We start from the raw sequence: 13320 nt of genomic DNA, 5'->3' as shown, positions 1-13320 counted from the left end.
GGCGGCGTGACTCAAACCCACGAGCCTCCAGGATAACCGGGGCGGTTCATTGAATTCTCAACCATAGTACCTGAGGTAATATGACTATATAGTTGACTTAACCTATGGAATGCTGGTGACGCGTAACAAACGAGACCTTTCTCTTGCATTTGGCTAGCCAGAAAATCAAGTAGTTCCTGTTGAATACGTTCGATATTGAAGCGCCAATATGGGCCCTGAATTCCTCGCTGCCTGAGTTTACTGGCCACACGCTTTATATGCTCTGGACGCTTTGCTTGAAGAAACAGGTTCAATTTAAAATTTGGCAGAGGCCTTGGGCTTCTGGCCCGTCTCATGTTCCAAAGAATTCGTAAATCATCCAGTAAAACGCCGGCGAATGGCGCTTCAATATCATGAATATCCCAGATTCGAGGGTCCATGCATAACGCCGCGTAATCGAACCCCACATGCCCTTCTAGCACCTGACCCGGGGACCATACCAAACTGGTATGTTGTAGTTGGCTATACAACGGAGTTTCAAATTCACGCTCTTCAAATTCTGCAGATGGCACGATATCTCCTTTGTATGCCTAACGATCGCGCTCAGGCGCGCAACTTTGCTGCGTCGCCTGCAGCGCTTTGTTAGAGCTATATTCCTTCATACTCGGTAATCGGAAGAGATCGAAGGTCCTTTATAAGCTCCTGCCACTTGCGTTTCGAAAAATCCCCTCGATCAATCGTGATGTCTTGTCCGTCCGACGGTCGAAAGGCCAAATAGTCATTACTTATGACCAACTTGTAATTTTCGAGATCGTCCAACTCACGCTGGGGCCGAAGTAGCCCGCGGACCGCCACCCGATCGCCTGCCACCTCTATGATCGGGCGACTAATGTGCCAGTACGTAAACCAGGCCATTACCGCCAGAAGACCCAGGAAGACAATGCCCATGACTTTTAGCGTAATCCCGTCACTGGTGAAGCACGCCCAAATGGCTGGCCCAAGGATTGCCAACGCGAAGAGCCAGGTCGGGACGACTCTCATTCCCCTCGAGTAGTAGCAGGTCATATCGTTCGTGCTCTAACGTTCAGCTTAACCGGTTGTCTTTGGAGCGCCAGTGGGAAAGTCGGTCCGGTTGAAGCTGTTGTTAGAAGCCATCTAGCTTTTCCCAGTTGGACGTCAAATACTTCTCGATCCCACCGCCGGGGGCGTAACCGGGAAAGCCCTGCACAAACTCCCGCCGTGCCACGTCGAAGCTGTCATTAGGCAATGATCCTACAATCTTGGCGAGAAAAATCATGGCGAGCGAAGGCGCGCGTGACTCGCCTTGATTGCAGTGGATAATCAACGTTCCGCCAGAATTCCACGCCTCGCGAGCGAAGGGGAGAAATACTTCAAACAGTTCATCCGGGAACAGTGGAACAGGCGGATCGATCATGTTGAGGTACAGATCCGCTCCTTGCCGGAGCCAGAGATAGTTCGGATGATTCTTGGGCAGATTCCCTCTGTACCCGACTGCACGCTGGTGGCAAGGACTCTTACAAGCGTGAACGACCCAGAACCCGTCCCCGCCGGTACGACAGGCAAATTCATTCCCTACCAGCACTCGCTCATGTATGCACTCCATGCTTCACCTTCTAACGCCAAAGCTCAGTTGCCGCCCCGCCAGGGGCGGTCAACTGTAGCGATCTGTTGGACTTACTTCGCATTCCGGATAAGTTCTTTAAGGGCGGGATCAATCTTCTTGCTCTGAGATTTGAGCAGGCTCTTCGCGTGATGAGGAAAGGCCAATGCCCATTTTTCGATAAGCTCATCCGAATACTGGAACTCACCGGAGTAAACCGCAGCCTCCAATTGCCTGACTAGTAGGCTTCTGTATTCTTTTTCTACGCCTGAGGAAAATTGCAGTTCATTGCGATTCCAATCGAGCGCTGATTCGACGGTCATATAGGTCTTCTTCCCGCAGTGAACGACTTCGCCGCTCGAATATGCAATTAGGAGCATAGCTTCGCGGTCGTCAAACGCGCCCGTAGCCAAAGCCACCGGAATTAGCATCTCCTCGTTTTCCGATTTACTCATTATGTGGAACTCGCGGTTATTGATAGGCCCAAAAGAGATTAGATGAACGTCTCTAATATGAATATCGAGGAATTCTGTATAACACTACAGCCTCCCTAGCTCGCCTTGGCGGGATATGTCCTGTAATAACGAACCTAGAAAAATCCAACGTGTCGCGCTCGCAATATCGCGACTCCAATCACGCAAGCCTCAAAAGAAACAATACGCATACTCCGTTCGCGGTATCACGCGATTGACGACATAGTTCTCGTCGAACTCGTAGCCCGTCGCCTCGCAGGCCTCTCTGGCGTATTGCAGGACCTGGGCTTTCGACGTCCTCCGGAAGACGCCCAGCACCCAGGCGGTTCTGATCTCCAGGCTGGAGTATTTGGCCTTGTCCAGCTTCTCGATATCGTTGACCAGCTTCCTGATACAGGATTTGGCCGACTTGGCCTGCTTGAGTTCGATCGAGGCGTAGGACTCCCGATACCAGCCTTTCTTGCGGATCAGGAAGTCGGGACGAAGCAGATTCTTCCGCTTTTCCATCCGGCGGTCGTACTCGACCGACCACTCGCGGTACCACTCGGGTTCGGAGGGATGCGCCGACAGGAAGGCGGCGAATTCGATCTGGAGCCACGTTTCCCAGCCGCTTATGTCGCAGTCGTATATGACGTTGAAGCCGCGGCGTACGTTGGTACTGGCGAAGAACTCGGTGACGAGTTCCGAAAGGTATGAGAAGCCGCTATGCATGACGCCCCCAAAGGGCGCATGCGGCATTTTGCGGTATCGGGGCTATTGGCAGCACCGTTGCCTCCTTGGCCGGTTCCGACGAGGTGATCCTTCACCCCCGAAAGTAGCAAATCCGCGCGGGCCCTGCCCGTAGGCCCGCTACCCGCCGGTTTGTCGGGCTATTTCCACCCGATCGGCTCGTATCCCCGCTCCCGCAGACAGTAGTCGACGAAGCGGCGGTAGACGGGGTCAGGGCGGTCGGCGGCGAACAGGCCGCGGAACAGGCCCCGGGTGGCGCCGGCCGCGGCGCCGACGGCGGCGCCCTTGCCGGTGTCGCCCAGGACCGCGCCGGCGGCCGCGCCGGTGGCGCCACCGACCACGCCGCCCTCGGCCGTGCGGCGGGGGATTTCGCCGCCGTCGTGGTAATCCAGGCCGGCGGCCTCGGCCTTTTGCATGCACAGTTCAATGGCGGCCTGGGGGTCGCCGGTGGCGCGGGCCTCGGGGTAGAGGACCGGGCGCTGGGTGGCGCAGCCGGCCAGGGCGGCGGCCAGGAGGATGGCCGGGACGGCCAGGCGGGACGGGTTGTGCATGGCGGCGCTCCCGGCCTCAGTGGCCGTAGGTCTTGCGCAGGTAGTCGACGATCGCCTGGGATTCGTAGAGGGCATCGCCGGTATTGGGGTCGACCAGGTACGGCACCTGGAGGCGCCCGGTCTGTTCGCGCATGCGCTTACGGTTGCGCCCCTCAACGGGAGCGTCCGGGAAAAACTTGCGCCGCACCCAGGGCGGGCCCATGTCGGGGCCGCTGGCCTTGCCGAAGCTGCGCAGGAGATAGGGGATCTCCAGCTCGCACAGGGTCTCGCGCACCGGTCGCGAGAAGGGGCTGGATTCGAAGCTGTACAGCTCCAGCGGCTTTTCCGGCGGGCGCCGCGCGGCGTCGGCGCGCATGCCGCGGAGGCCGCGCAGGGCGGTGGCCATCTGCGAGCCGACCAGGGCCGGAGCCCCGCCCAGCGGGCGGCGCGGCGCCCGGCGGTCGCCGTAGGTGCGGTACAGGTAATCGACGATGGCGGCGGACTCGTACATCCGCTCGCCGGTGTTGGGGTCCACCAGGAACGGGAACTGGGCCTTGCCGCCCAGGCTCTCGACCACGGGGCGGTAGCGGGTGCCGCCCTTGGGACAGGGATGGATCAGGGCGTCCAGATCCAGCTCGGTGAGGGCCTCGCGCACCAGGCGGCAGAAGGGGCAGCCCTCGAATTCGTAGAGCTCCAGCGGCTGCGCCGGCTGCCGGGCCGCGGGGCGGGCCACGGTGCCGCGCCAGCCGCGGGCGGTGCTGGCCAGGGTGGAACTGAGGGTGTCGAGCAGGCTCATGCGTCGTTCGCCGGCACGGATGATGCCCTTATTGTACTGGAGAGCGCGCGGCCGGCGTCGTCCACTCGCGGGGCCATCCGCGGTAACATGCCGCCGCCATGCGGCGTTCCGATTTCCATTACGAGTTGCCGGCCGGGCGGATCGCCCAGCAGCCGCTGCCCGAGCGCAGCGCCAGCCGCATGCTGTGTCTGGACCGCGCGGACGGCTCGCTGGCCGACCGCGGCGTGCGCGACCTGCCGGACCTGCTCGCGCCCGGCGACCTGATGGTGTTCAACGACACGCGGGTGATCCCGGCGCGGCTGTATGGCCGCAAGGCCACCGGCGGGGCGCTGGAGCTGCTGGTGGAGCGGGTGCTGGACACTCGCCGCTTCACGGCCAAGCTGCGGGCCAGTAAGACGCCGCGGCCCGGCGGCGAGCTGCGGCTGGGCGACGGCGACGTGCGGGCCACGGTCGCGGACCGGGCGGGCGAGCTGTTCACGATCGAACTGGCGGACGCGGACGTGGGCACCCTGCTGGAGAGCCACGGCCACGTGCCGCTGCCGCCCTACATCGAGCGCTCGGACGAACCCTTCGACCGCGAGCGCTACCAGACGGTCTGGGCCCGGCGCGAGGGCGCCGTGGCGGCGCCCACGGCGGGCCTGCATTTCGACGACGCCCTGTTGGAGAAGCTGCGCGAGCGCGGGGTGGAATTCGGCTACGTAACCCTGCACGTGGGCTCCGGCACCTACCAGCGGGTGCGCGACGAGGATTTGTCGAGGCATCGGCTGCACGCCGAGCGCATCGATGTCGGCGAGACCCTGTGCCGGCGGGTGGCCGAGACCCGCGAGCGTGGCGGCCGGGTGGTGGCGGTGGGCACGACGGTGGTGCGGAGTCTGGAGGCGGCCGCCGCTTGCGGCGAACTGAAACCGTTCGCCGGCGAGACCGACCTGTTCATCAGGCCGGGCTACCGCTTCAATGTGGTCGACGCGCTGGTCACCAATTTCCACGAGCCGGAATCGACCCTGCTGATGCTGGTGTGCGCCTTCGCCGGGCGGGAGAAGGTGCTGGCGGCGTATCGGCACGCGGTGACGTCGGGGTATCGGTTCCTGTCCTACGGGGACGCGATGTTCATCCGATGAGAGATTATTCGTCGCCCCCTCACCCTGACCCTCTCCCCCTCGAGGGGGAGAGGGGATTACCTTCATGTGTCGCGCCGGGCTGATGCTGGTGTGCGCCTTCGCCGGGCGGGAGAAGGTGCTGGCGGCGTACCGGCACGCGGTGGCGTCGGGGTATCGGTTCCTGTCCTACGGGGACGCCATGTTCGTCCGATGAGAGATTGTTTGTCGCCCCCTCACCCTGGCCCTCTCCCCCTCGAGGGGGAGAGGGGATTACCTCAGATGCGATGCTGATCGCCTGAGCCGGCGGCTCAGGCGGCGGGGGTCCCGGTGCCGCCCATGAGCAGGAGGAACAGGGCCAGGTTGGCGAGCCAGCCGATGAGCACCACGACCACGGCGCGCCAGGTCTGGGTGTAGTCCAGGGCCTGGCGCACGGCGATGACCACCGCAACGATCTGCCAGATGCTGGCCGCCAGCACCACCAGCGGCCCCAGCACCGGGATGAAACCGAACACGCGCAGCAGGCCCGGAGCCTGCGCGAAGCCGGTGGTGCGTGCCACCTCGCCCCAGTCCGACTCGGTGCTCGCCTCCGGCAGCAGCTTGGTGCCGATCAGCCAGATCAGGGCCGCCCAGACGGCCCAGCCGACCACGGCGGCGATCACGCTCAGGATCAGGCCCTGGATGCCCACCTGGGCGATGGCGCCGATGCCCGTGGCCAGTGCCGCCAGCACCACCACGCCCATGGCGTGCAGGGTGGCCCCGCGGTCGGCCTCGACTTCCTCGTAGGTGGCGGGATCGAGCTTGGCGGCGCCGAGCATGCGTTCTGTGAAGCTGGCCATCGTGGGCTTCTCCCTGGTCTGATTTGAGTCAGCGGCCATTCTGCCGCACGCGCCGCCGGCGGTCGAAGTCGGGGGCAGGCGCTGCGGACCTGCCTGTCACGACCGGGGTTTGCGTGCCTCGCGGTAGGCGCGCTCCTGGGCGGCGATCTTCTCTTCCATGGCCTCGGCGTCACGGCTGCCGACGAGGGCGACGGAGGCGACGATACCGACCAGCAGGCCGACCCAGGGCTCGAAGATTGCCAGGGCCATGCCGGCCATCAGGGCGATGCCGCGCTCGGTGGGATGGCGGGCGATGGCCATGGCGACGTAGGCGCAGGCGAAGCCGGTGAGCACCAGGGTCAGCGACAGGGCGATGCCCATCAGCGGCTTGAGGCCGGTGAGCAGGGGCAGCAGGAAGTAGATGAACGGGATGCCCATGAAGTAGTACGAGTGGATGCCGCTGAACAGCGAGTCCATGTGGTCGCTGCCCTGGCGCCAGCGCTGCACGATCACCACGTGCACCCCGGCCCAGACGCTGCCCTGGGTCGGAAAGAAGGGCGCGAAGATGCCCATGGCGAGGTTGCGCAGGGCCACCGAGAGGTGGGTGCGCGTGGTGTCGATGCGCGGGGTCTCGTCCGGGCGGTCGGCCTGGGCCTCGCGGGTGATCTCGTTGGCGGTGACCAGGTCGCCGAACAGGATGATGTAGGTGATGAAGGCCAGCGGCGCCGCGGCCAGGAACATCTCCCAGCTCGGCCAACCGATCACGAACGGCGACACCTGCTGCCAGACCTCGTGCACCGGCGGCACCAGGATGCCCCACTGGATGTCGTAGCTGACCTCGCCCACCAGCGGCCCCACCGCCGCGGCCACCAGGAACCCGGGCAGCAGGCCCAGGCTGCCGAGCACCATCAGCGGCCGGTATTTCAGCTTCAGCGCCCGGAACGGGATGGAGAAGATGAACAGCAGGCAAACCGCGCAGGCGGCGATGGTGGTGATGGGCTGGGCGAACAGGTAGTCCGGGGCGTCGTCGATGAACACCCGCTTGAACGAGGCGATGGCCGCGCCCAGGACCAGACTGGCCTTGAGCGCGGCCGGCAGCCATTCCATGAATCGTCGCCCGAGCCCGGTCAGGCCCAGCACCGCGAGCATGAAGGCCAGGTCCAGGGTGAGCGCGGTCATGGCCTGGAAGCGCTCGGTGGGCGTCTCGTAGCCGGTGAGCACGAAGGTGAGCACCAGCGGCAGGGCGGGCGTCACCCAGCCGGGGGCGTAGGGCTCGCCGAACACGATGGGGGCGATGCCGATCAGGAAACCGTGGACGAAGGACATGGCCACGGCCTGCTCGAAGGTCAGCCCGAAGTGCGCGGTCATCATCGGCACCAGGGCCAGGCCGGTGGCCGAGGCCAGGGCGATGCCCTGCAGGAACTCCGGCCAGTACAGCCGCGTGTGATAGAACGGCAGCCGGAAGGTGAACGGTCCCCAATCCCAGCCCGGCTGTTCCGGGCCGGTCGCGCGCGGCGTGCTCATCGACGATCTCCTCCGCCGGCCGGCGGACCGGGATTACCGGCCCGCGGCCATTTTCATTATGCGTCCCACGAGGCGGGCGTTGAGGCCGCGCGGCACCAGCCGGCTGCTGCCCGCCATGAGCTTGTTGCTGACGCCCGGCACCACCACGCTCCGGTGCCCCAGGCCCTTGAGCGCGGCGGCGACGACGTCGTCGGCGTCCATGATGATGCGGCGCGCGGCGGCCGGCAAGGCGGCCTCGTCCACGTCCGCGACCTCGAAGAACTCGGTCCGCGTCGGCCCCGGACAGAGGCTGACCACGTCGATGCCGCGGCCGGCCAGCTCCACGTTCAGGCCCTCGCCCAGGTACAGGTCCCAGGCCTTGGTGGCCGAGTAGTGGGCGAAGTAGGGGTTGGGCATGAGCCCGGCCAGCGAGGCCACCATCACGATGCCGCCGCGCCCGCGCCGGGCCATGGCCTGGCCGATCTCGTGGGTCAGGATCAGCGGCGCCCGGCAGTTCACGTCCAGCATCTTGAGGTCGGCGTCCAGGTCACCGTTGAGGAAGGCGCCGGTCTGGCCGAAGCCGGCGTTGTTCACCAGCAGGCCGATCTCCAGGTCCGAGATGCGCCCGCGGACGTCTTCCATGAAGTCGCGTTGCGACAGGTCGGCCGGGATCGAGACCGTGTCGATGTCGTAGTCGTCCGCCAGCTTGGCGCCGAGTTCGTCCAGGCGCTCCCGGCGGCGGGCCAGCAGGGCCAGGTTGAGGCCGGCCGCCGCGAGCTGGCGCGCGAACTCCGCGCCCAGCCCGGACGACGCGCCGGTGATCAGGGCCCAGGGACCGTACTTGCGGGCGAACTTGCTGGTGGCCATGACGGTGTCCTCCTCGCGTCGGCGTTATCGCGGGTCTCGCGCCCGCTTCCTTTGTACCCCGTTTCTTTGTACAGAGGGCGGCGGCGTTTGGCTATGCCGCGGCTCCGCCGAATCCCCTCTGGCTCTCCTCCAAAGGGAACGACCGACCTCGTTCCCCCTTTCGCAAAGGGGGACCAAGGGGGATTTACTTGCCGCCCGCCATCTCCCCGAACACCTGCGCCCAGACGCCGGAGCCGGGCAGGTTCATGCCGCCGTCGGCCATCACCAGGCTGCCGGTGACATAGCCGGCCAGGGGCGAGGCCAGGAAGCAGGCGACCTGGCCGACGTCGTCGACCTCGCCCATGCGCTGCATCGGCACCAGCTTCGCCAGCTTGTCGTCCATGCCGGCGGGCGCGAGGCGCTTCATGCCCTCGGTGCCGCGGATGGGGCCGGGCACGATGCTGTTGGCGCGGATGCCGAAGCGGCCCCACTCCAGGGCCAGGGTGCGCATCATGTTGTCGATGCCGGCCTTGGCGGCGCCCACGTGCGCCTGCATGGCGTAGGGCATGAAGGCCTGGCCGGCGGAGATGAAGATGATGCAGCCGTTGGTTTCCTTGAGCTGCTCGAAGGCCGAGCGCGCGGCGTTGAACGAGCCCAGCAGGTCGATGTCGATGACGCTCTTGAAACCGTTGGCGGAGAGCTTCTCGGCCGGGGCCGGGAAGTTGCCGGCGGCACCCGCCACCAGGACGTCGATCGGGCCCAGCTCGTCGCGCGCGGTCTCCATGGCGGCGGACAGCGCGTCCATGTCGCGCACGTCGGCGGCGCGGGTCGACACCTTGGCGCCCAGGGCGCGCAGCTCCTCGGCCGCCGCGTCCAGTTTCTCCTGGGTGCGACCGCAGATGGCCACGTCTGCCCCCAGGCGGGCGAAGCACTTGGCGATGCCGAGATTGATGCCGCTGCCGCCGCCGGTGACGAATACCGTCTTGCCGTCGAACAGGTCGGGCGCGAATACCCGGGTCAGGTCCATGTTTCCTCCTCCTTTCTTATCGGAGCCGGCAGTCTACCGGCTCGCCACGAGGTCGCGAAGCCACGCCCTCGTGGCGTCAGTTGAAAAACAGCAGGCCGGCATTGAGATAGCCGGCGTAGGTCACCCAGGCCAGGTAGGGCGCGAGCAGCCAGGCCGCGGCCGGCCGCAGCTCGCCGAAGGCCCGGATGGTGGCCGCCAGGGCCAGCCACAGCAACACGATGACCCCGAGGCCGGCGGCCAGGGCGTGGGCACCGAACACCACCGGGGTCCAGACGGCGTTGAGGGCGAGCTGCACACCGAACAGCGTCAGCGCGCCGCGGCCGCCGGGGCCGGCGGCCCGCCAGACCAGCCAGGCGGCCACGGCCATCAGGGTGTAAAGGGTGGTCCAGGCAACCGGGAACAGCCAGTCCGGCGGGGTGCCGGGCGGCTTGACCAGGCCCGCGTACCAGGCGCCCGGCTGGAAGATCACGCCAGTGGCGGCGGCCGCGAGCACGGCGGCCGCGCAGAGAACGGCGGCCAGCACCGGCCGGCCGCCGAACGGCTCAGGCATGGTAGAGACCGCGCCGGGCCGGCACCCACCAGGTGAAGCCGAAGATCAGCGTGGCGAACACCGTCAGCCCCCAGGGCACCGGCCGGTCGGCCAGGGCCAGGAAGGCGATGGGGATCTCCAGGATGTGGATAATCACAATGATCGCCCAGAGCTGGACCAGCGGATTGCTCAGCCCCTCGGTGACGTAGAGCCCGATGCCGGCGATGTGCAGCAGCACCACCAGGGCGTTGTTGGCGAGCCAGAAGCGGCGGTCGTCAATCATGTTGTTTCTCCCTGGGACTCGGCCTTGCGCAGACGCGAGACGAAGGCCGCCACGGCCATGCCGATCTCGTCCGGCGAGTCCTCCTGGATGAAATGCGAGCCGCGCACCGTGATCTCGTCCTGGTTGGGCCAGCTCCGGCAGAACTCGCGCTGGCGGCCCACCAGGATGCTGCCCGGGTCGGCGTTGATGAACAGCTTGGGCAGGGATGCGTCCTCGGACAGCCACTTGCCGTAGTCCTCGACGATTTGGGTCACGTCCGCCGGCTCGCCGTCGATCGGGATCTGGCGCGGCCAGGTCAGGGTCGGCCGCCGGTGCTCGCCGCCCTTGGCGAACGGGCGCCGGTACTCTTCCATCTCCTCGGGCTTGAGCTCGCGCAGAATCGAGGCCGGCAGGATGCGTTCCACGAAGACGTTCTTCTCCAGCACCATCTCCTCGCCGGCCGGCGAGCGCATGGCCTGGAAGACCTTGCGCGCGTCCTCGGGCCAGTCGTCCCAGGTCACCGGCTGCACGATCGCCTCCATGTAGGCGATGCCGGCGACCTTGTCGCGGTTGCGGCGGGCCCAATCGAAGCCCAGGCCCGAGCCCCAGTCGTGGATCACCAGGATCACGTTGCGCTTCACCGACAACCGGTCCAGCAGCTCGTCCAGGTACTTGCGGTGCTGCTGGAAGGTGTAGACATCCGGCCCCGAGGACTGGAGCTTCTCGGAATCGCCCATGCCGATCAGGTCCGGCGCCACGCAGCGGCCCAGCGACTCCAGGTGCGGGATCACGTTGCGCCAGAGATAGGACGAGGTGGGGTTGCCGTGCAGGAACACGATCGGGTCGCCCCAGCCGACGTCGATGTAGGCCATCCGCCGGTCGAGGATGTCGACGTATTGCTTCTCGTAGCCGAGCTTGGTGCCCATTCGGATCTCTCCTCCGTTTTTCTAGTGCTGGCGCCGCCGCCTCAGACCAGGGAGAGGAGCAGGCGCGGTATCTCGTCGGACGTGCCCAGGTAGGGCGCGATGCGGATGTCCACCTCCGGATGGTCGGCGCGCTTCTCCGCCACCAGTGCCGGCACGTCCTGGATCACATGGCGGCCGGCGGCCAGGAAATAGGGCAACACCGTCACCGCTTGCGCCCCGCCGTCGATCAAGCGCTGGATGCCGTCGGGGATGGACGGCTCCGCCAGTTCCAGGAAGGCACAATCCACCTCGTGGAAACGGTCGGCGGCCGCGGACCGCAGCCGCACGGTCAACTCCCGGACCTCGTCGTTAGACGCCTCGCGGCGGCTGCCGTGGGCGATCAAGAGCAGGGATTCGTTCATGCGTTCAGCTTAACAGGAAGCCCGTCCCCCGGGAGCGCGGCACATCGGCCCCTTGACGAATCACCAATCACAAATCACCAATCACGTCATTTATTGTAGTCTGACCGCTTTCCCGAGACACGAGAAAGGCTGATGCGGCACCCGATCCTGTTGCTGAGTGCGCTTGTCGCGGGCATGGCCCTGCTGGGCGGTTGCGGGGAGACCGGCGGCGACCAATTCCATAACAAGATCGCGCCCAAGATCCTGCCGGACGGCACCGCGGTGCTGCGCAAGGGTAACGGCGCCGAACCCGGCACCCTGGACCCGCACAAGGCCCAGGGCGTGCCCGCCGCCAACATCCTGCGCGATCTCTACGAGGGCCTGGTCTCCGAAAAACCCGACGGCACCCTGGAGCCCGGCGGCGCCGCAAGCTGGGAGATCAGCGAGGACCGCACCGTCTATACCTTCCACCTGCGCGAGGCGGCGCGCTGGTCCAACGGTGAGCCGGTCACGGCGAGCGACTACGCCTACGGCCTCAGGCGCACGGTGGATCCCGCCACCGGCTCGGTCTACGCCAGCATCCTGGCGCCGATCGAGAACGCCGAGGCGATCGTCGCCGGCGACAAGCCGCCGCAAGCGCTCGGCGTCGAGGTGGTGGACGACCACACCCTGCGCATCCGCCTGAAGGCGCCCACGCCCTACTTCCTGGGGCTGCTCACCCACAGCACCACCTATCCGGTCTACCGGCCGGCGGTGGAGGCCCACGGCGACCAGTTCACGCAGCCGGAGAACGCGGTCACCAACGGCGCCTACACCCTGGAGGAATGGGTCGTGGCCTCGCACATCGCGCTGGCGGCCGACCCGGAGTACTGGGACGCGGAGAACGTGGGCGTGCAGCGGGTCGAGTACTACCCGATCACGGACGCCGCCTCCGAGCTCAAGCGCTATCAGGCCGGCGGCCTCGACTGGACCGGCACGGTCCCGATCCCGGAGCTGGAGAAGCTCAAGCGCCACATCCCCGACCAGTTCCGGGTCCAGCCCAGCCTGAGCAACTACTACTACGGCCTCAACGTCACCCGGCCGCCGTTCAAGGACGCGCCGAAGCTGCGGCGGGCCCTGTCGCTGGCGATCGACCGCGAAACCATCGTCGAGAAGATCACCCGCGGCGGCGAGATCCCGGCCTATAGCTGGGTGCCGCCGGTGGTCAGCGACTACGAGGGGGCACGCCTGGACTACGCCGACTGGTCGCGGGACAAACGCATCGAGGCGGCCAGGCGCCTCTACCGCGAGGCCGGCTACACCGAGGACGAACCCCTCGAGGTCGAGATCCGCTACAACACCATGGAGTCCCACAAGAAGATCGCCTCGGCGATCGCCAACATGTGGAAGACGACCCTGGGCGCGGACGTCACCCTGATCAACGAGGAATGGAAGGTCTTCCTGCAGAACGTCTCCGAGCGCGAGGTCACCGAGGTCTACCGCGCCGGCTGGGTGGGCGATTACGACGATCCCTATACCTTCCTGGAGTTGCTGCACTCGGAGTTCGGCATCAACGGCGCCGGCTACGACAACCCACGCTACGACGCCCTGCTGGAGAAGGCCTCCCGCACGGCCGGCGGCGAGGAGCGCCGGCGCCTGCTGCGCGAGGCCGAGGCCCTGCTGCTGTCGGATCACCCGGTGATCCCGATCTTCTTCGGCACCAGCAAGAAGCTGATCAAGCCCTACGTCGAGGGCTACGTCGGCAATCCCATGGGCCACTATTACAGCAAGGACATCCGCATCCGCGCGGAGGACGCGGGTTGAGCCG

The 13320-nt window shown here is 66.0% G+C and carries 16 protein-coding genes and 1 pseudogene; 3 read left to right on the top strand and 14 right to left on the bottom strand.

Going from position 1 to position 13320, the window contains the following annotated elements:
* Positions 1–11: 11 nt before the first annotated feature.
* From PC39_RS11430 to PC39_RS11405, 6 genes are all read right to left on the bottom strand, one after another.
* Positions 12–551, bottom strand: coding sequence for a hypothetical protein (locus tag PC39_RS11430; RefSeq protein ID WP_353253522.1), 540 nt, complete (start codon positions 549–551; stop codon positions 12–14).
* 572 nt (positions 552–1123) lie between these two features.
* Positions 1124–1414: a protein-tyrosine phosphatase family protein gene (locus PC39_RS11425; RefSeq protein ID WP_353253521.1), complete on the bottom strand. Its 291-nt coding sequence runs from the start codon at positions 1412–1414 to the stop codon at positions 1124–1126.
* Positions 1415–1674: 260 nt separating this feature from the next.
* A complete protein-coding gene (locus tag PC39_RS11420) occupies positions 1675–2055 on the bottom strand; it encodes a hypothetical protein (RefSeq protein ID WP_353253520.1) in 381 nt (126 codons plus the stop codon).
* Positions 2056–2244: 189 nt separating this feature from the next.
* Positions 2245–2784, bottom strand: coding sequence for a hypothetical protein (locus PC39_RS11415; protein ID WP_353253519.1), 540 nt, complete (start codon positions 2782–2784; stop codon positions 2245–2247).
* Between the two features lie 158 nt (positions 2785–2942).
* Positions 2943–3353 (bottom strand): glycine zipper family protein, encoded by a 411-nt coding sequence (locus PC39_RS11410; protein WP_353253518.1) that lies wholly within the window; start codon positions 3351–3353, stop codon positions 2943–2945.
* Between the two features lie 16 nt (positions 3354–3369).
* Complete coding sequence (locus PC39_RS11405; RefSeq protein WP_353253517.1) at positions 3370–4128, bottom strand: glutathione S-transferase N-terminal domain-containing protein; 759 nt, start codon at positions 4126–4128, stop codon at positions 3370–3372.
* Between the two features lie 98 nt (positions 4129–4226).
* On the opposite strand from PC39_RS11405, the gene queA reads away from it, so the two are divergent.
* Positions 4227–5246: a tRNA preQ1(34) S-adenosylmethionine ribosyltransferase-isomerase QueA gene (gene queA, locus PC39_RS11400; protein WP_353253516.1), complete on the top strand. Its 1020-nt coding sequence runs from the start codon at positions 4227–4229 to the stop codon at positions 5244–5246.
* 79 nt (positions 5247–5325) lie between these two features.
* Positions 5326–5439, top strand: a pseudogene (locus PC39_RS11395) (S-adenosylmethionine:tRNA ribosyltransferase-isomerase); the annotation flags it as partial.
* 94 nt (positions 5440–5533) lie between these two features.
* Here the strand turns inward: PC39_RS11395 and PC39_RS11390 are convergent.
* The 8 genes from PC39_RS11390 to PC39_RS11355 all read right to left on the bottom strand — a co-directional run bounded on the left by PC39_RS11390 (position 5534) and on the right by PC39_RS11355 (position 11534).
* Positions 5534–6061, bottom strand: a complete 528-nt coding sequence (locus PC39_RS11390; RefSeq protein ID WP_353253515.1) for a YIP1 family protein — start codon at positions 6059–6061, stop codon at positions 5534–5536.
* Positions 6062–6157: 96 nt separating this feature from the next.
* The gene (locus PC39_RS11385) at positions 6158–7564 is read right to left on the bottom strand and encodes a hypothetical protein (protein ID WP_353253514.1); all 1407 of its coding nucleotides are present in this window, start codon (positions 7562–7564) and stop codon (positions 6158–6160) included.
* 33 nt (positions 7565–7597) lie between these two features.
* Positions 7598–8410 (bottom strand): SDR family NAD(P)-dependent oxidoreductase, encoded by an 813-nt coding sequence (locus PC39_RS11380; RefSeq protein WP_353253513.1) that lies wholly within the window; start codon positions 8408–8410, stop codon positions 7598–7600.
* Between the two features lie 184 nt (positions 8411–8594).
* Positions 8595–9416, bottom strand: coding sequence for an SDR family oxidoreductase (locus tag PC39_RS11375; RefSeq protein WP_353253512.1), 822 nt, complete (start codon positions 9414–9416; stop codon positions 8595–8597).
* Positions 9417–9492: 76 nt separating this feature from the next.
* Positions 9493–9966 carry a TspO/MBR family protein gene (locus tag PC39_RS11370; protein WP_353253511.1) on the bottom strand — a complete coding sequence of 158 codons (474 nt, stop codon included), beginning with the start codon at positions 9964–9966 and terminating at the stop codon, positions 9493–9495.
* A complete protein-coding gene (locus PC39_RS11365) occupies positions 9959–10228 on the bottom strand; it encodes a hypothetical protein (protein ID WP_353253510.1) in 270 nt (89 codons plus the stop codon). Before PC39_RS11365 ends, PC39_RS11370 begins: the two co-directional genes overlap by 8 nt.
* A complete protein-coding gene (locus PC39_RS11360) occupies positions 10225–11133 on the bottom strand; it encodes a haloalkane dehalogenase (RefSeq protein ID WP_353253509.1) in 909 nt (302 codons plus the stop codon). The genes PC39_RS11365 and PC39_RS11360 overlap by 4 nt, the downstream gene beginning before the upstream one ends.
* A 41-nt stretch (positions 11134–11174) precedes the next feature.
* Positions 11175–11534, bottom strand: a complete 360-nt coding sequence (locus PC39_RS11355) for a sirohydrochlorin chelatase (RefSeq protein WP_353253508.1) — start codon at positions 11532–11534, stop codon at positions 11175–11177.
* Between the two features lie 132 nt (positions 11535–11666).
* Between PC39_RS11355 and PC39_RS11350 the strand changes: the two genes are divergently transcribed.
* Positions 11667–13316, top strand: coding sequence for a peptide ABC transporter substrate-binding protein (locus PC39_RS11350; protein WP_353253507.1), 1650 nt, complete (start codon positions 11667–11669; stop codon positions 13314–13316).
* Positions 13317–13320: the final 4 nt, after the last annotated feature.

Origin of the sequence: Salinisphaera sp. PC39 (assembly GCF_040361335.1) — a bacterium.
In the GTDB taxonomy this organism is placed as follows: Bacteria; Pseudomonadota; Gammaproteobacteria; order Nevskiales; family Salinisphaeraceae; genus APNM01.
Note: the sequence above shows the minus strand (reverse complement) of the source record. Positions and strands in the feature narration are given on the sequence as shown.